This is a genomic window from Streptomyces sp. NPDC004031 (genome assembly GCF_053604375.1).
Genome location: NZ_JBSGHL010000002.1, coordinates 1 through 16,340, shown reverse-complemented (window position 1 = coordinate 16,340; position 16,340 = coordinate 1). Strand labels below are relative to the sequence as shown.

Below are 16,340 nucleotides of genomic sequence, written 5' to 3'. Positions count from 1 at the left end.
AACGTTGTCACCCCCTCCGTGCCCGAGCTTTCCCCTGAGGCCGTGCACACGTCAACCCTCGGGGCGGTTTCGCGTGGGCGCAGGTCGGGACGGCGCTGCGCTCCGTGGCCGCCTGCTGTGGCCTCCCGCCGTTCACCACCGCCGGGCGACCGGCCGGGGGGCGACCGGCCGGGGGGCGACCGGCCGGAGGACGTACCGCCGGGGGCGTACGCGCTGATGCGCCGCACTAGACTTCCCCCGACCGGACTTCCGGGGGGGAGGCACGGCATGCGCGAATGGCCCGAGGGCCCCGCCGCCGACCAGCAGGCGGCCCGCGAGCGCTACACCGCGGACGTACGGGCGTCCCGCCGAGCCGTCCGCGCGCACTTCCGCGCCGACCTGCCCGCCGCCCACGTCGGCCTGGCGATCGTCGCCGCCGTGAGCACGGTGGTGGCCATCCTGGCGAGCCCACTCGCCGGAGCGGCCGTCGCCGCGGCCTTCGCGGCCCTCTTCCTCACGACGCTCACGGTGACCCTCCTGCGCGGCATCCGCGGCACGGAGGCGGTACGCCGCTCCTACGTCTTCGCCTTCGGGTGGGCGAACGTGCTCTAGGGCCTGTTGGGGAAAGTGCTGGTCACTGTTTGGCTGCTCCTGCGGTGGTTGTGAGTGCAGCCTGTATTGCCCAGCCAGTTGGAGATGGCGCCGTGGGCGGGCGGTACTCTGCAGTCGCCCTGCCCGTTGGAGAGTAAAAGTGTCATGACATTCCTTGAGCGGCCATCAGACGCGGAAATACTGGCCGCGCTGCCCGAGCTCGCGTCTTTCGGCCGAGAGGCTGTCCTACTCGATCCTGCACGTGGCCACCCGGGGGTGAGAGACAGCTCCATCGGCGGCCCGTTGCTCTGGCCTGCCGATGAGCCGTGGCCGGTCTGCTCCGAACCTGACGAGGAGGAGCCGTCAGGCGTTCTGGCGGTCGCGATGGTGCCGGTCGCGCAGATCTACGCCCGGGACGTACCGGGTCCGTGGTGGCCGGCCGGGATGGATCTCCTGCAGGTGCTGTGGTGCCCCAACGAGCATTGGGACGCGCCGGCGAACCAGGCCGACGTCAGCCCGATCGTGGAATTGCGCTGGCGACAGGTGGCCGATGTGGATGAGCACCTTGTGGGCCCTCCCCACCCGGTACGCCACTACGAGTTCGGCTACCTCCCGGAGCCGTGCATGTTCACAACCAAGCGGCTGATTGACTTCCCATACCGTGAGGAACTCCCCGTCGACCTCCAGCCGCGCTTGCAGCGGTTGATCGAGGAGACCGACGACGAGGGCAAGGACACCATCACCCGTCTCCCGGGCTGGAAGCTGGGGGGCTGGCCCACCTGGCACTTGTCACAGCCGACGCCGATCACCTGCGAGGCGTGCGGAGTGGTGATGCCGCTCGTGTTCACCATCGCGAGCGATGACGAGTCCGCGGTGGTAGTCGGACGGTGGGGCGAGTTGAGGATCTTCGCCTGTCAGACGGATCACTGTCACCCTTTTCACGTCAATCTTCATTAGGTCGAGCTGTGAAATCGCTGTTCACAGGCATTCGTTGATGGCCGCGACCAGCACTGTCGCTTCATAGCGGACGGCGAGTTTGTCGTACCTCGTGGCGACGGCCCGGTGTCGCTTGATGCGGTTGATCCAACTTCGGCGGCCGTCCGCCACGCGATCCGCGTTTGAGGCGGTTGCGGACCCGGTCCTCCGGGATCGGGGTCGTGGCCTTGATCCCACGTCTGCGCAGGTAGAAGCGGTTGTCGCGGGAGTCGTACGCCTTGTCGGCCCGCACCCGATCCGGCCGCTTTCGCGGCGTGGTCGGCCGGCTCGACCAAGACGCCGCCGGGCGGTTCCTTCTGGAGATCCCCTTTTCGCCGCGCCTGCGGCGTGCTGGTGGGCCCGGCAGACTGTGGAGCCGACGCTCACGTCCCAGGTGATCAGGCCCTTGGCGTCAGCGTCAGCCTGGAGCCGGGTGAGGATCTTCGCCCAGGTGCCGTCGCGCTGCCAGCGCCGAAACAAATCGTAGACACGGTCCCAGGGTCCATAACGCTCCGACACGTCACACCACGGAGCACCCGTTTGGGTCCGCCACCGTATGCCGTCTATCAGCTGCCGCCGCGTCCACACCCGCGGGCGGCCCGCCTTGATGCCCTGCGGCAGCAACGGCTCAAGCCGGCCCCACTGGCCATGCGTCAGATCACCACGCCCCACAAGACATGATCATGAACGAACAAAAAATCCACTTTCACAACAGACCCTAGTGTCTCGTGAACTAAGTCTTCAGACGCTGGGGCCTGTTCGTCTTCCGGGTGGGAGACAGTGTTCCGGCGCGGCTTGCTCGGGCTGCGTTGACCAATCAGCATGTACGGATGAGCGAACAGGGTGAGGGCGTTTGGGCAGCGAGTTTCAGCGTGGCCAGGCGCTTCAGGGTTTGGCGTTACTCCGTCAGCCACCAAATGCTGCTGCTTCGAAGCATCGCCCGGTTCGCTGGAGATGACACTGTCGATGCCTGGTTCGACGGCGTCGCGGCCACGAATCTGCACCAGGGGTTCGAGCCGCTGACCGTCCGAGCCGCCGACCCGAACGAACGCGAGAGGATCTTCGCCTGGTCGGCGGCCGACATCTACGATCTACAGCGCCAGCCACCACTGTGCCTGATCCTCGCTTCGTCTCAGCCGGACGGCTTCGTGGTCTGCGCACACGCGCGTATCGAAGCGAACCGCCATGGCTCGGCATCGGGCGATTCTGCCGAAAGGATTGCCCCCGGCACGGCTCGAACCCTGTGGTTTGCCGGGCCGACTGCAGTCCCTGGGCGGCGGCACGAGTACCGAGCCCTTGATGTCGCCCAGGGCGCTGAGGCGTGAGCGGATGGGCGGAACCGGCTCGAACCGCTCAGATCGCGCCCGTGCTCCGAGGTCGCGCGTGGGCCAGGATCTGGTAGCTGTCTTGGTCCAGGCGAACGGCTGGGCGCGTTCGTTATAGGCGTCGATGAAGCGGCGAATGGCGTCGGTCAGCTCGGGCACAGAGCGGAAGAAACCGCGGCGTATCGCCTGCCGGGTGATGATGCCGAAGAAGATCTCGACCACGTTCAGCCAGGAGCAGGAGGTCGGGGTGAAGTGCAGGGTGATCCGCGGGTTCTTCGTCAGCCACGTCTTTACCCGTGGGTGCTTGTGGGTGGCGTAGTTGTCGGCGACCACGTGCAGCTTCACCCTCGGGTAGGCCTTGGCGACCTGCTTGAGGAAGCGTAGGAACTCGTCGTCGCGGTGCCGGTCGTAGCAGGCGTCGGCGGTGATCTTGCCGGTGGCGACGTCCAGGGCGGCGAACAGGGTGGTGGTGCCGTGGCGGACGTAGTCATGGGGTGCGCCGCTCTGCCGGGCCCGGCCGGACCGGCAGCATCGGGGCGGTCCGGTCCAGCGCCTGGATCTGCGACTTCTCGTCGACACAGACAACCACTGCTTTCTCCGGCGGGGCCAGATACAACCCGACCACGTCGCGGACCTTCGCCTCCAACTCCGGGTCGGTGGAGAACTTGAATGTCTCTTCCAACGCCCCTCGGCGACGCGGAGGTTGACGACGGGGAGGCGCATACGGGCGTCGGGGTCGTACGGGCTGCACTCGATGCTGCCCTCGAAAAGGGGCTCGTCCTCTGCGCCGTCCCACAGATCCGGCGCGGTGACGGGCGCCAACGGCCCCTCGAAGAAGGTGCGGTGGTTGACGAGGGCCAGCCGCCGGTCCAGCTCTTCCGGCGGTACGCCGGTCTCGGTGGGGTCGTCCTCGGCCCACGTTGGCAGGTAGCCCGCGCGGACGGTGCCGTCGGTGGTGGTGATCGTCCACGTCCCCGGTGTGCTCCACGGCTGGGGCTGCTTCCGGGTCCCGACCTCGAACCAGACGACCTTCCCGGCGCCTTCGCGGACGCTCCCCCAGTCCGCCGCGAGCGCGTCCACGAGCACGAGCCCCCGCCCACCCTCCGCGTCCACCGAACAGCGCCGCACCTCGGGCCGCACCCCACTGCCGTCGGCGACCTCGACCCGCACCCGCTCCCCCGTCCACCGCACGACCACGGTGCAGGCGGCTCCGGTGTGCCGCACGGCGTTGGCGATCAGCTCGGTCGAGAGTAGTTCGACCTCGGCGACCTGCCCGTCCGACAGGGGAACCTTCCAGCCGTGGATCAGGGCGCGGATCCTGTGCCGAGCTTGCGGCACACAGCGCTCCTCCGCCTCGACCCGGAATTTGTACATCGGGTGCTCCTCTCACTACGTAAGGTGAGCATCAACTGTGCGGGGGTGAAGGCGAGGTGGCTTCCCCGGCGCGGGTATACCCATGATGGGTACGCTTTTTCCGGCCTGCGCACCGCACACTCGGCTGAACTGGCAGGACAGGACAGCGCGATGACCGGATACCGACCAGCGACCGCGTTACCGCGCGCCATCCTCGAACGAGCGGACATGCGAGCCGCGATCACCGCCCACGACATCGGGACGGTGTTCCGCCTCGCGCGCGAGCTGGGCGGGATCAGGTACTCGAAGATCGCCCGCGTCGCGGACGCCCTGCGCGTCCCCGGCCACATGCTCGGACTCGCACCCCGCCCCTGGGAGAAGAGCGAACCCGTTCCTGCACGTGACCGTACGAGCGAGGAGGACGACAGTCCCGTGGAGCGCAGGCGATTTCTCCGAGCAGGCACCGGTGCCGGGCTGGCAGCGGCGCTGCCCGAACTGTCCCGCCCCACAGCGGGCCGACGCCTCGGCTCGGAGCTGCCGAACCAGCTACGCCGACGCGCCGCACGCTTGCGACGCTTGGACCAGGTGCTTGGCGGAGGCGACACCTACCGCGTCTACCTCGGCGAATGCCAGGCCACCAAGGCGTTGCTGCGCGACTCGACGTACGCCGAGCAGACCCGCCACGGCCTGCTGTCCGTGCTTGCCGAGCAGGCCCAGCAAGCGGGTTGGGCTGCCTTCGACGGAGGCCGGGCCGCGGACGCGCGCAGCCTCTACGAAGAGAGCCACAGCGCCGCCACCGAAGCCGACCTCGCAGGCAACGCACTGGCTTTCCTGCCTACCAAGCCGTCAGTGGCGACCAGAAAGCAGGAGTAGAGATCGCCGCCCGCTCCTGCGCCACGATCGGCCCCGACGCCCCCGCCGGAGTACGCGCCCTGCTCCACGAACGGCTCGCCTGGGCCGCGCCGTCGCAGGCCGCGCCACCGAATGCGAGCACGCCCTCTCCGCAGCCGAAACCGCCCTCGCCGCCTACGACGACACCAACGCCCGCGACAAAGCCCTCTACCTCTCCTGGCTCGGCGACTCCTACCTCACCGCAGGCGAAGTCGAACAAGCCGCCACCACAGCCGTCCGTGCCCTCGACCTCGCACACGGCGTCGCCTCCGTCCGCCCCCGCGCCCGCCTGGCACCCCTCCTCAAGCACCTGGACGCACACCGGGGCCTCCCCGCCGTGGACACGGTGCTGGAAAAAGCCGCAGCGGTCTGACGCCTACGCCTACGCCTCTGTGCTGTCCGCGACCCACCGCAGATACGCCTCCGACCCGGCCACGATCGGCACCGCGACCACCTCCGGCTTCTCCCACGGATGCTGCTCCAGCAGATGCGCCTCCAACGCGGGATACCGCGTAGCGGTGGTCTTGAGCAGCACCTGCCACTCCTCACCCGTCCCGAACTCCCCCTGATGCCAGAACACCGACACCACCGGCCCCACCACCTGCGCCCCCGCCGCGAGCCTCGCCCGTACCGCGGACTCCGCCAGCCGCACCGCCTGCTCCCGCGTGGCGGCCGCGGTCGACACCTGCACCAAGTCGGTCATGCCTCGACCCTAGCCACGCAGCCCCACCCGCCCACCGGCCGGGCCGACACTCCGGCGTCCCAGCCACCGAGGCAGCCGATCTCGAACGGAGCGCATACATGCCCACGGTGAGAAGACCGTCTACGAGAACCCCTGGCTCACCCTCAACCTCGCCGACGTCGAGCTCCACCACATGCACGCCTGAGAGGTTCCGCGGAGGGATACTTCCGGCATGCCGTCCCCCCAACTCTCCCCCGAGGTCACCGCCTTCTACACCGACGTCTTCGACGAAGACGCCCGGCTGACGTCCTCCGCCGACGGGCGGCTGGAACTTCTGCGCACGCAGGAGCTGTTGCGGCGGTTCCTGCCGAGGGCGCCCGCTCGGGTGCTCGACGTCGGGGGCGGGACGGGCGTGCACGCGCGGTGGCTGGTGGCCGACGGATACGAGGTGGAGCTCGTCGATCCCGTGCCGCGGCACGTCGAGCAGGCCCGCCGGGTGTGCGCGGCATCGCTCGGGGACGCGCGGCAACTCGCCGCTGGGGACGGGGCGTTCGACGTCGTCACGCTGCTGGGGCCGCTCTACCACCTGCCGGAGCGGGACGACCGGCTCCGGGCGCTCCGTGAGGCCGCGCGGGTCGTGCGGCCCGGGGGGCTCGTCGCGGCGGCGGGGATCAACCGCTACGCGTCCGTCTTCGAGCACACCGCGCTCGCCCACCTGCACACCCCGCGGCTGCGCGACTCGATCTCCGACATCCTCGCCACGGCCAGCTACGACGACCGTCGCGGCTTCACCGTCTCCTACTTCCACCGCGCGGAGGAGCTGGCGGCCGAGCTGCGCGCCGCCGGGCTGCACGACGTCCAGGTCTTCGGCATCGAGGGCCCGAGCTGGTCACTCCTCAAAGCCGTGGAGCACGCCACGGGAGCCCCGCCCGCCGACGCCCTCGTCCGATCCGCCCTCACCGCCGCCCGCCTGGCCGAGCCCTACCCCGAACTGCTGGCCGCCAGCTCGCACCTGCTGGCCGTGGGACGTGCGGCCGGGAGGGGCGGTCACGGGGACGCGGGGGTCACCTCGGCGGGTCCTCGCCCGTGAGGCCGTCGACGCATTCGCGGATGAGGTCGGCGTGGCCGGCGTGGCGGGCGTACTCCTCGATGAGGTCGAGGAGGATGCGGCGGAGGTTGGGGCGTTCGCCGCTGCGGGTGGTGTAGGCGCCGAGCTGGTCGAGTCCGCCTGTGGTGAGTGCTTTGGCGACGACGGCGCGGGAGCGGGCGACCGATTCCTGCCAGAGGGCGAGGAGTTGCTCGGGGGTGTCCGCGGAGGCGGACCGGTAGTCCCAGTCGGGGGTGGCCTCCCAGTCGATCCCGTTCCAGGGGGCACCGGTGGGTGTGCCGAGCCACAGCCGGGCGAAGTGGCTGTCCTCCACGTGGGCCAGGTGTTTGAGGAGGCCGCCCAGCGTGATCGCGGACGTGCCGAGTGTGGTGCGCAGGCCGGAGGCGTCCAGGCCGGAGCACTTCCACGCCAGCGTGGCCCGCTGGCGTTCGAGGGCGCCGAGGACGGCTGCGGCCTCGTCCCCGGCGAGCGGGGGTTCCGGCCATTCTTCCGGTGTGGTCCCGGTCATGGCCGCAGACCCTGGCGGACGGCACGAACAGTACGACCGGTGCGGTCGCCCTCCCCCGAGCGGTCGAGGTGGTGGACCAGCGCCGTCTCCTTGCGAAGCAGCCGGTCGCGCTCGTCGGCCGGGAGCGGCGCCAGCGCGTCGTGCAGCGCTTCCGCGCGCGGGACGTGCACGACGTCGGCCCGGTAGGTGCGGCAGCTGGAGCACCACGCCAGGCCGGCGCAGCGTTCGAACGCCGGGGAGCCGGGCGGGTGGAGGCGGTACCGGTAGGTGCGCAGGGGTTCGCCGCACACCGCGCAGCTCCACCGCCCGCCGTCGCGGACGGCCCAGCCGGGGCGCGCACGGCGCCAGGCCGTGCGTCCGGCGGGCACCGGTGCCGGTGCCGATACCACTACCACCGGTGCTCTTCATGTCGTCATGCCGTGCATTGTCCGCGCGCGGCGCCCCGGGCAGCAAGAAGGCCCCCGCGGAGCACGGGGGCCGGGAGATCACCGGGCAGGGGTCAGGACTTCCAGTGCTGGTAGTTGCCGCCGTTGCAGCCCAGCGTGTAGACGTTCCCGCTGCCGTTGCTGTCCAGGCAGAAGCCCGTCGAGACGTCCTTGAACTGCACCGCGCCGCCGCCGACGTCCTGCTTCAGCCAGTGCTGGTAGTTGCCGCCGTTGCAGCCGAGCGTGTAGACGTTCCCGCTGGCGTTGCTGTCGAGACAGAAGCCGGTGGAGACGTTCTTGAGCTGGACGGCGCCGCCGCCGACGCTCTGGACGTCCCAGTTCTGGTAGTTGCCGCCGTTGCAGCCCAGCGTGTAGACGTTGCCGCTTCCGTTGCTGTCCAGGCAGAAGCCGGTGGACACGTTCACGAAGCGCGACGTGGCGGCGTTGGCCGGGACGGACATCGCGAGTGCCAGGGCGCCGGCGGCCCCGATGGTGCCCAGCACCGTACCCATACGCATGGGTGAACCTCCTGTTCCGATCGGCCACTTGGGGGCCGATCACACTCGAACAATATCGGCCGTATGTCCCAGAATTTACGAGAGCGTGACACTTCGTCACTCGTTCGTGGTGAGATCGCCCCGCCCGGCCGAATAGGCGCCACGGACACGCCCCGGCGTGCGCGCACGCGCCCGCGACCGCCCCTGCGGGGGCAGGGGTTTGGGCGGGCTTTGGGGACCTTCTGGGGACGGCGCCGAGTGTGGTGGTCGCACGTTCCGTTTCCCCTTCAAGGAGGCAGCCATGAAGAAGATCGTGATCCGCAAGGCCGGCCCGGTCCGTCTGACCACCTCCGGCTGCCACGTCTACCCCGCCGCCTGATCCGAGGCAGCCGGGTAATCCGGTAGAACCGCCGTCCGGCAGCGGCCACTTCGCTGCCGGACGGCGGCGCATCCGCCGCCCGTAGCGGCAGCACGAGACGACGCGCGCACGTACGGCGCAGGCCCGGGAAGCGAGGTCGAGCGGTGCCGGAACAGACGGAGCAGGCCGAACACGTCGAACAGGCCGACGAAGCCGGCGAGGCCGGGCAGGCCTGGGCAGCCGGGGAGGCCGACGAGACCGGGCCAGCCGGGGAAACCGGCACGGCTGACGCGGCCGGACACATCGCACCGGCCGACCAGGCCGCCGTCCACCACCGCGCCGACGAGCCGGTCCACTTCCACCCGCTGGTCTACCTCGACGACGCCGACGGCGTGACGATCGGCCGCGCCGACATCGACTCGTACGCGATCTTCCCGCCCGACGGCGCCGAGCTGGTGCGCTGGCTGGAGGCGGGCGCGACCCCCGCGGAGGCCGCGCGGCGCTACGAGGCGGAGTACGGCGAGCGCGCCGACGTCGCCGACGTGCTGGAGGCCCTGGACGAGCTGGGGTTCACCCGGGAGGCGGACGAAGCCCCGGCCGAGAACGGCCCGTTGCGCTGGCAGCGGCTCGGCCGGGCGGCCTTCTCCCCTCTCGCGTGGGCCTGTTACGCGGCGCTCGTGGTGACGGCGGCGGTACTGACGCTGCGCTCGCCGACGCTGCTGCCGCACTCCCACGACATGGTGTTCAGCTCGTACTACACGGTGGTGAACCTGACCCTGCTGGTCGCCGTCACCCCGCTGATCGCGCTGCACGAGATCTTCCACGCGCTCGCCGGGCGGCGGCTCGCGATCCGCTCCAGGGTCTCGATGTCCTACCGCTTCTACTTCCTCGTCGTCGAGACCGCCCTCGACGGTCTGGCCGCCGTGCCGCGCCGCAAGCGCATCCTGCCGATCCTCGCCGGGATGCTCGCCGACGTGCTCGTGCTGTGCGGCCTCGTCGTCCTCGCGTACGTGCTCGGCGCCGCGGACGCCGCCCCGCCGGTGGCCGCCCGGGTGTGCCTGGGCGTCGCCTTCGCGACCTTCACCCGGCTGCTGTGGCAGTTCTTCTTCTACCTGCGCACCGACATCTACGTGCTGATCACCACCGTGCTCGGCAACGTCGATCTGCACGGCGTGGCCCTGCGCACCCTGCGCAACCGGCTGTGGCGGCTGCTCGGCCGGCGCGACCGGGTGCGGGACGTCAGCGGTGCGCACCCGGTCGATCTCAAGGCGGCGCGCTGGTACGCGTGGCTGGTGCTGGGCGGTTACACCGTCAGCCTCGCCACCACGCTCTTCGCGCTGCTGCCGGTCTTCGTCGACATGACCGCGGGCTCCGTGCGGCGCTTCACCTCGGGCGACGCGGGCGTGCTGCGGCTGCTGGACGCGGTCGGCTTCCTCGCGCTGCTGCTCGGCCAGATGCTGCTGCCGCTGTGGATCGCGCTGCGCGACCGGGCCCGCCGCCGCCGTGCCGGGACCGCCCGCAGCGCGCTGACCTCCTGACACACGGAACAACGACCCGTACGCGTACGACCCGCGCCACTTCGTACGACCCCGCACCACCGTCGAGACGAGCAACGAGCGTCGAAAGGCAGGCACATGGGCACCCACTACTGGATTCAGGCGCCGCTTCGGGCCGACCGCGACCGGGTGCGTGCCGGTCTGCCGCTGCCGCCGCCGCTCGCGCGCGTCAGCGCGCACCGCAATCTGCGCGGCCCGTACACCGCGGTGGGCACGCTCATGCGGCAGATCGCCCCGGAGGCGCTGCGCCGCGAGCCCGCGCTCGCGTACCGGCACCGCATCGAACTCCAGGAGACGACGCCGGAGTTGCTGGGTCTGGTGCCCGCGATCCAGCGGCCGCTGGAGGCCGCGGCGCAGGGCGGCGCGGTCGCGATCAGCCGCTACCCGGCGCGGCTGCACTCGCTGCGGGTCGCGCACGGCCTGGTGGACTTCCTCCAGGCCCACCTCGCGGGGCTGGGCGGCGGGCCGCGCACGCTCGTCGTCACGGAGGTGGAGCACGCCGACGCCACCGACCGGGAGTTCCTGGCGGTGCTGCTGCGGCGGATCCCGGCGGACGTCCTGACCGTCGTGGTGGAGACGGCCCCCGGCGGGGTCGAGGAGACGCCGGGCCCGGTGTCGGAGTCGCTGCCCGCGGCGCTCGCGGCGTACACCGAGCCCGTCGCCGGGGAGAGCGAACCCGAGCCCGCCGCAGGGGAGTCGGACGCCGCCGACCTCGCCCGCGCATACGTCGACTCCGACGGCGTACGGGACGACGCCGCGGCCCTGGCCGCCTACGAGGCGCTGGACGACGCCGAGCGCGCCGCCCTGCACGACGCGCGGGCCGAACTCCTCGCCGTCCGCGCCGAGTCGGAGCCGTCGCTGCGGCTCGGCGCGCTCACGTACCACCTGGAGCGGGGCAGCGAGCGCCGCACCGCGGGCGTCGCGGCGCTGATCCGGGCGCACGAGCGCTGCAAGTACCTGGGGCTCTACGGCACGGCGGTCGAGTACGGCAGGCGCGGGCTCGCGCTCGTCGATCCGGTGGAACAGCCGCAGGAATGGTGGGAGTTGACGCGCGGTACGGGCGTCTCGCTCGCCGCAGGCGGCCGCCCCGACGAATCCGGCGAACTCCAGGACGCCGCGCGGCGCACCAGTCTCGACCCCACCGTCCACATGAAGCTCGCCTACGAGACGGCGATGCTCTACGCCCGCCACCACGCCCCCGCCAAACGCGACCCGGAACTGGCCCGAGCCTGGGTCAACCAGGCCATCGCCATCGCGTCGCTGCTGGAGGACCCGGCCGAGCGGACGTTCTTCTCCGTCTTCAACCGCAACGGTCTCGCCCTCATCGCGACCCGCACCGGCGGCATGGACGAGGCGCTGCGGCTGCTCGACCAGGGCATCGCGCGGCTCGACAAGGAGATGGGCCTCGGTGAGCGCAGCTGGCACCGCGTCGGCCTGCGCTACAACCGCGCCCAGGTCAACGCGATGAGCGGGCGCCTGGAGGACGCGCTCGACGACTACGCGCACATCATGGAGATCGACGACGACTTCTCCGACCACTACTTCAACCGCGGCAACATCCTGCGCCGCATGGGCCGGACCGAGGACGCCCTCGCCGACTACGAGCACGCCCTCACCCTGGAACCGCCCTTCCCCGAGGCCCACTACAACTGCGGTGACGCGCGGCTGGAGCTGGGCGACATCGAGGGCGCGCTGCGGGAGTTCGACCGCGTGCTGGTGCTGGAGCCCGGCAACGTCGACGCACTCCTCAACCGCGCCGGGATCCACGCCGAACTGGGCGACCCGCGGGCCGCGCTCGGCGACATCGCCGCCGGGCTGGAACTGGCCCCCGGCCACGCCCATCTGCTGTGCCTCAAGGGCCGGTTGCTGGCCGAGCAGGACGAGTCGGAGGCGGCGCGCGACGCGCTCGACGCGGCCCTCTCCGCCGAACCGGACCTGGCCGAGGCATGGGCGCTGCGGGCCGAACTCGCCTTCGGGGCGGGCGATCTGACCGCGGCCGTGGCCGACTTCGACCGTGCGGTGGAGCTGGGCGGCTCGGTCGCCATCCGCTACAACCGCGGCCTGGTCCACGAGGCCGCCGGGCGTTTCGCCGAGGCCGCGGACGATTTCGCGGCGGTGCTCGCCGAGACGGACGACGAGGACGCCCGCACCCACCACGCGTCGTGCCTGCGCGGCGAGCGGGCCGGGGTGTAGGGGGTGGGTCCGCGGGTTGCGCCGCCGGCCCCGGTGGCGGCGGCGGGGCGGGGACCGGTGGCGCCCCCGGAGGCCCGTCCCGTCCCGGGCGGTACGGCGCCGGGCGGCGGTACGGTGACACCTCCGGCGGCGGGCGGTACGGACGCGGGCGGTACGGACGCGGGCCCCGGCGCCGGTACGGTCCCGGGCGCCCGCCCGGACCTGGCCGCCGTCTTCACCGAGAGCATGGCGCACCTCGCCTCCGCCGTCGCCGTGGTCACCGCGCGGCAGGACGACGGGGCGCCGTGCGGGCTGCTGGTGTCGTCGGTGTGCTCGTACAGCGTCGCGCCGCCGTCCGTCCTGCTCACCGTCGCCGCGTCCGCCCGCGCGTACCCGGCGTTCACGCCCGGGGCGCCCTTCGGGGTGCATGTGCTGGGCGGCGCCGACTCCCGTACGGCGGAGGCCTTCGCGCGTAGCGGCGCGGACAAGTTCGCGTCGGTGCGGTGGAGTTGGGACGGCCCGGTGCCGCGGCTCGCGGAAGTGCCGTGGTACCTGGGGTGCGTGGCCGCGGCCGTCTTCCCGCACGGCGACCACGCGGTCGTGATCGGCGAGGTCGTGCGGTGCGTCCGGGACGCGGGGAGCGGGCGCGAGCCGCTGGTCTACTACCGGCGCCGGCTCGGCTGGCAGCTCGCGGCCCCGGCGGAGGAGCCGGGCCCGGCGAAGAGGCCGGGCCCGGCGAAGAGGCCCGGCCGGGCGGAGGAGCCGGGTCCGGTGCCGGAGCCCGGCCTCGTGCAAGGTCCCTCCGGCGCGGCGGTGGTCCTGCGGTGACGGCGCGGGCGGCCCCGCCCCGGGAGCCGGGCCCCCCGCCGGGCTCAGGTGCAGTTGCGGTGCGCCGCCGCGTACGGCTCGCGGGCCTCCAGGGCGACGAGCTGCGCGGCCCTGAGCCTCGGACCGGGCTCGATCCCCAGCTCCGCGACCATCATGCCGCGCACCTTCGCGAAGACGGCCAGCGCCTCGGCCCGCCGCCCGGCCCGTACCAGCGCCCGTACCAACTGCTCCTGGAAGGACTCCCGCAGCGGGTGCGCGGCGCACAACTCGTGGAGCTGGCCGACCGCGTCGGCGACCTCGTGGCTCTCACCGCGGCACAGCACGGTGTCCAGGTGCTCGCCGAGCAGCGCCAGCCGCTCCTCCTCCAGCCGCACCCCGAACGCACCGAACTGCCCGGAGCCCTCCAGATCGGCGAACGGGCGCCCGCGCCACAGCGCGAGCGCCCGCCGGAAGGCCTCCCCCGCCTGCCGACACCGTCCCTCCGCGAGATGCCGGCGCCCGGCGGCGGCGTGCGCGCGGAAGCGGTCGAGGTCCAGTTCGCCGGGCGCCACCCGCAGCCGGTAGCCGGTCGCCTCGGTGGCCAGCAGCGGATGGTGCCGCGGGTCGCGCCGCGCGGCGCCGTGCGCGGGGTCGAGCGCGCGCCGCAGCCCGGTGACGTACATCTGCAACGTCGCCGCGGCGGCCCGCGGCGGCCGCGCGCCCCACAGCCCCTCCACCAGCCGGTGGTTGGGCACGGGCCGGTTGGCCGACAGCAGCAGCAGCGCGAGCAGCGCCCGCTGCTTCAGCGCGCTCGGCGTGCACGGCCTGCCGTCCCTGTGCATGCTCACCGGCCCCAGCACGAAATAGCGCGGCTCCCCACAAAGCCCTTCGGCAACGCTTTTCTGCTCCTGCGACGCGGAAGAGAGCTGACTGACCACAGCAGGTCTCCGAATTCTGAGGCATCGGTCTGATCGTGACGGCGGTGCTGATCCGGGTGCTGATCCGATCGATATCCGCGCGGTGCCGCACCACACGGGCCGTACTCCCGCGCCGCGACACCGCACACGCTGTCCCGGGTGGGCCGCGACGGGCCACGGTGGACCCCGGCGACACCCGAAGGGATCCGGAGGCGCCCTTGAGCACCCGTCCGGAATGCGGTATTCCCTTGCCAGCTGATGTGGATGGACTCTGCCACACCGACAGCCAGGCTTGAAGCAGAATTCAAGACAAATCATGATTCCAGCCATTCCGCGCTGGACGATTGCGCGGGCGGCCCGAAGGGCACCATGGCGGGGACGGACGGACCGGATCCCATGTAGGAGACGACGGTGATCACCGCCACCCAGGGAGCGACAATCACTGCGGCGTGCGCCGTTTGCGGAGGCGTACTGGTCCGCGACGTCAGGCAGTTCGTCGACGGGGGCCAGCTGCGCTGGGGCGTCGAGGGGCACTGCGGCACCTGCTCCGACGGCTGGTGCGAGACGGGAGCGGGCCCGGCCCCGGGGGACGGGCACACATCGGCCTGACCGGCGGTGCGACGGCCGGTCGGGGCCGCGCGCGGCCGGGCCGAATCGCTTTGCGGGGGTGGCGGTCCGCCCGCAGAATGTGGCGGTGCTGATCCGCCGCGAAGAACCCGCCGACGTCCCCGCCGTCCGCGCCCTCACCTCCGCCGCCTTCGCCAAGGCGGACGCCCCCGCGGACGCCGAGCCCGTCGAGGCCGGGCTCCTCGACGCGCTGCGGGTCTGCGACGCCTGGATCCCGGAACTGTCCCTCGTGGCGATCGACGACTCCGGCTCCGAGGTCGTCGGCCACGTCCTGTGCACGCGCGGCCGCGTCGGTACGGTTCCGGCCCTCGGGCTCGGCCCCCTCAGCGTGCACCCCCGCCACCAGCGCCGGGGCGTGGGCCTGGCCCTCGTCCACGCCGTCCTCGGCGCCGCGGACGCCCTCGGCGAACCCCTCGTCGCCCTCCTCGGCGAACCCGCCTACTACCGCCGCTTCGGCTTCCGTACGGCCACGGACCTCGGCGTCACCCCGCCGGACCCGGCCTGGGGCGCGTACTTCCAGATCCGCACCCTCGCCGCGTACTCCCCCGCCCTGCGCGGCCCCTTCGCCTACGCCGAACCGTTCAACAGCCTCTGAAGGAGGGGCGTTGCCTTCCGACCGGCACGACATCGACCTCGCCGCGTACACCGAACGGGCCCGGCGCGGCCCCTGCTTCGTATGCGCCTTCGTCTCCGGGCACCCGGACTACGTCCACGAGACGGTCTACGAGGACGACGACCACGTGGCCTTCCTCGACCGCTGGCCCACCGTCCCCGGCAAGGTCCTGGTCGCCCCGAAGGCCCATGTCGAGCACGCCGTCCGCGAGTTGGACGCCGCCGCGTACACCCGGCTGATGCTCGTCGTACGGCACGTCGCCCTCGCCGTCGAGGACGTCTGCGCACCCGAGCGCACGTACCTCTACTCCCTCGGCAGCCAGCAGGGCAACGCCCATCTCCACTGGCACATCGCCGGGTTGCCGCCCGGCGTCCCGTACGGCTCGCAGCAGTTCCACGCCCTGATGACGGAGAACGGTGTGCTGGCGGTGCCGCCGGAGGAAGCCGCTGCCATGGCCGTACGGCTGCGCGCCGCGATCGCCGCACGCGGGCTTCCGGGCTGATCCTGCGCTCTCCCGCCGGGGAGCCGCCGGGCCGCGCTGCCCTCTCGGCCTTCCCGAACGGACGCCCTTCTCCGCGCCGATGTGCTGCCCGTGCGCCCCTCCCGGAGCCGTCCCCTCCCTCTGACCCTGAGGAGGCACACGCCGGGTGAGCGCGCGACGGGAGTGGTGCGGTGAAGGGCACCCCCGAGAGGGCCCCCGACAAGGCCCGATTACGCCCGCCCGCGCCCAGCCCTGCCCCTCAGGAGCCCGCGCCCTCGCTCCCGGCGCCCTCCGGGCAGGGGATGAGCCGTCAGACCGTCCAACTCCTGGCTGGTGCGGCGGGGAATGCGGCGGTTTCACGGCTGGTGGCGCAGCGGTACGTGGCTCCGGTGGCGCCGTCGGTGTCGCAGGCGCCGGGGATGCGTCGGGTGAACGCCGACATCGCCGCGAAGAAGCAGAAGCTCGCGCATCACCA

General features: G+C 72.0%; 15 protein-coding genes and 3 pseudogenes. 10 read left to right on the top strand and 8 right to left on the bottom strand.

Translation table 11 applies throughout. The annotated features are described in order from the left end of the window. Window positions 1-267: 267 nt before the first annotated feature. Both ACWERV_RS01315 and ACWERV_RS01310 read left to right on the top strand, forming a co-directional pair. Window positions 268-591: a hypothetical protein gene (locus ACWERV_RS01315; protein WP_452927225.1), complete on the top strand. Its 324-nt coding sequence runs from the start codon at window positions 268-270 to the stop codon at window positions 589-591. A 144-nt stretch (window positions 592-735) separates the two neighbouring features. Continuing rightward, a complete protein-coding gene (locus ACWERV_RS01310; protein WP_452927222.1) occupies window positions 736-1,527 on the top strand; it encodes a hypothetical protein in 792 nt (263 codons plus the stop codon). A gap of 21 nt (window positions 1,528-1,548) precedes the next feature. Here ACWERV_RS01310 and ACWERV_RS01305 read toward each other — a convergent pair. Next, window positions 1,549-2,217: pseudogene (locus ACWERV_RS01305) on the bottom strand (transposase). 158 nt (window positions 2,218-2,375) lie between these two features. Between ACWERV_RS01305 and ACWERV_RS01300 the strand changes: the two are divergent. Then, window positions 2,376-2,870, top strand: a complete 495-nt coding sequence (locus tag ACWERV_RS01300) for a hypothetical protein (protein WP_452927221.1) — start codon at window positions 2,376-2,378, stop codon at window positions 2,868-2,870. 28 nt (window positions 2,871-2,898) lie between these two features. On the opposite strand, the pseudogene ACWERV_RS01295 reads toward ACWERV_RS01300, so the two are convergent. Both ACWERV_RS01295 and ACWERV_RS01290 read right to left on the bottom strand, forming a co-directional pair. Beyond that, window positions 2,899-3,546: pseudogene (locus ACWERV_RS01295) on the bottom strand (IS630 family transposase); the annotation flags it as partial. A gap of 353 nt (window positions 3,547-3,899) precedes the next feature. Then, a pseudogene (locus ACWERV_RS01290) lies at window positions 3,900-4,244 on the bottom strand (ATP-binding protein); the annotation flags it as partial. Window positions 4,245-4,451: 207 nt separating this feature from the next. On the opposite strand from ACWERV_RS01290, the gene ACWERV_RS01285 reads away from it, so the two are divergent. After that, complete coding sequence (locus ACWERV_RS01285) at window positions 4,452-5,096, top strand: hypothetical protein (RefSeq protein ID WP_452927219.1); 645 nt, start codon at window positions 4,452-4,454, stop codon at window positions 5,094-5,096. A 400-nt stretch (window positions 5,097-5,496) separates the two neighbouring features. On the opposite strand, the gene cutA is transcribed toward ACWERV_RS01285, so the two are convergent. Beyond that, entirely contained in the window at window positions 5,497-5,817 is a 321-nt protein-coding gene (cutA, locus tag ACWERV_RS01280) for a divalent-cation tolerance protein CutA (RefSeq protein WP_452927217.1), read from the bottom strand. Between the two features lie 211 nt (window positions 5,818-6,028). Here cutA and ACWERV_RS01275 point away from each other — a divergent pair, with 211 nt between their 5' ends. Continuing rightward, window positions 6,029-6,886 carry a class I SAM-dependent methyltransferase gene (locus ACWERV_RS01275; RefSeq protein WP_452927214.1) on the top strand — a complete coding sequence of 286 codons (858 nt, stop codon included), beginning with the start codon at window positions 6,029-6,031 and terminating at the stop codon, window positions 6,884-6,886. Here the strand turns inward: ACWERV_RS01275 and ACWERV_RS01270 are convergent. From ACWERV_RS01270 to ACWERV_RS01260, 3 genes are all read right to left on the bottom strand, one after another. Next, window positions 6,861-7,412, bottom strand: a complete 552-nt coding sequence (locus ACWERV_RS01270) for a DinB family protein (protein WP_452927211.1) — start codon at window positions 7,410-7,412, stop codon at window positions 6,861-6,863. The genes ACWERV_RS01275 and ACWERV_RS01270 overlap by 26 nt on opposite strands. Then, window positions 7,409-7,702 carry a hypothetical protein gene (locus ACWERV_RS01265; RefSeq protein ID WP_452927208.1) on the bottom strand — a complete coding sequence of 98 codons (294 nt, stop codon included), beginning with the start codon at window positions 7,700-7,702 and terminating at the stop codon, window positions 7,409-7,411. Before ACWERV_RS01265 ends, ACWERV_RS01270 begins: the two co-directional genes overlap by 4 nt. Window positions 7,703-7,911: 209 nt before the next feature. Beyond that, window positions 7,912-8,355 (bottom strand): RICIN domain-containing protein, encoded by a 444-nt coding sequence (locus ACWERV_RS01260; RefSeq protein WP_398192893.1) that lies wholly within the window; start codon window positions 8,353-8,355, stop codon window positions 7,912-7,914. Between the two features lie 501 nt (window positions 8,356-8,856). On the opposite strand from ACWERV_RS01260, the gene ACWERV_RS01255 reads away from it, so the two are divergent. The 3 genes from ACWERV_RS01255 (at window position 8,857) to ACWERV_RS01245 (ending at window position 13,248) form a co-directional block, all read left to right on the top strand. After that, a complete protein-coding gene (locus ACWERV_RS01255) occupies window positions 8,857-10,230 on the top strand; it encodes a hypothetical protein (protein ID WP_452927205.1) in 1,374 nt (457 codons plus the stop codon). 96 nt (window positions 10,231-10,326) lie between these two features. After that, entirely contained in the window at window positions 10,327-12,441 is a 2,115-nt protein-coding gene (locus tag ACWERV_RS01250) for a tetratricopeptide repeat protein (protein WP_452927203.1), read from the top strand. Between the two features lie 57 nt (window positions 12,442-12,498). After that, window positions 12,499-13,248, top strand: coding sequence for a flavin reductase family protein (locus ACWERV_RS01245; RefSeq protein WP_452927200.1), 750 nt, complete (start codon window positions 12,499-12,501; stop codon window positions 13,246-13,248). 44 nt (window positions 13,249-13,292) lie between these two features. On the opposite strand, the gene ACWERV_RS01240 is transcribed toward ACWERV_RS01245, so the two are convergent. After that, window positions 13,293-14,069 carry an AfsR/SARP family transcriptional regulator gene (locus ACWERV_RS01240; RefSeq protein WP_452927587.1) on the bottom strand — a complete coding sequence of 259 codons (777 nt, stop codon included), beginning with the start codon at window positions 14,067-14,069 and terminating at the stop codon, window positions 13,293-13,295. 769 nt (window positions 14,070-14,838) lie between these two features. On the opposite strand from ACWERV_RS01240, the gene ACWERV_RS01235 reads away from it, so the two are divergent. Further along, window positions 14,839-15,366, top strand: coding sequence for a GNAT family N-acetyltransferase (locus ACWERV_RS01235; RefSeq protein WP_452927197.1), 528 nt, complete (start codon window positions 14,839-14,841; stop codon window positions 15,364-15,366). Window positions 15,367-15,376: 10 nt separating this feature from the next. Continuing rightward, entirely contained in the window at window positions 15,377-15,886 is a 510-nt protein-coding gene (locus ACWERV_RS01230; protein ID WP_452927195.1) for an HIT family protein, read from the top strand. Window positions 15,887-16,340: the final 454 nt, after the last annotated feature.

Bases quoted from the DNA above. Each gene is read 5' to 3' on its own strand.
- ACWERV_RS01315 (WP_452927225.1), top strand. From the start codon at position 268: ATGCGCGAATGGCCCGAGGGCCCCGCCGCCGACCAGCAGGCGGCCCGC.
- cutA (WP_452927217.1), bottom strand. From the start codon at position 5,817: ATGACCGACTTGGTGCAGGTGTCGACCGCGGCCGCCACGCGGGAGCAG.
- ACWERV_RS01310 (WP_452927222.1), top strand. From the start codon at position 736: ATGACATTCCTTGAGCGGCCATCAGACGCGGAAATACTGGCCGCGCTG.
- ACWERV_RS01285 (WP_452927219.1), top strand. From the start codon at position 4,452: ATGCGAGCCGCGATCACCGCCCACGACATCGGGACGGTGTTCCGCCTC.
- ACWERV_RS01260 (WP_398192893.1), bottom strand. From the start codon at position 8,355: ATGCGTATGGGTACGGTGCTGGGCACCATCGGGGCCGCCGGCGCCCTG.
- ACWERV_RS01250 (WP_452927203.1), top strand. From the start codon at position 10,327: ATGGGCACCCACTACTGGATTCAGGCGCCGCTTCGGGCCGACCGCGAC.
- ACWERV_RS01275 (WP_452927214.1), top strand. From the start codon at position 6,029: ATGCCGTCCCCCCAACTCTCCCCCGAGGTCACCGCCTTCTACACCGAC.
- ACWERV_RS01240 (WP_452927587.1), bottom strand. From the start codon at position 14,069: ATGCACAGGGACGGCAGGCCGTGCACGCCGAGCGCGCTGAAGCAGCGG.
- ACWERV_RS01270 (WP_452927211.1), bottom strand. From the start codon at position 7,412: ATGACCGGGACCACACCGGAAGAATGGCCGGAACCCCCGCTCGCCGGG.
- ACWERV_RS01300 (WP_452927221.1), top strand. From the start codon at position 2,376: ATGAGCGAACAGGGTGAGGGCGTTTGGGCAGCGAGTTTCAGCGTGGCC.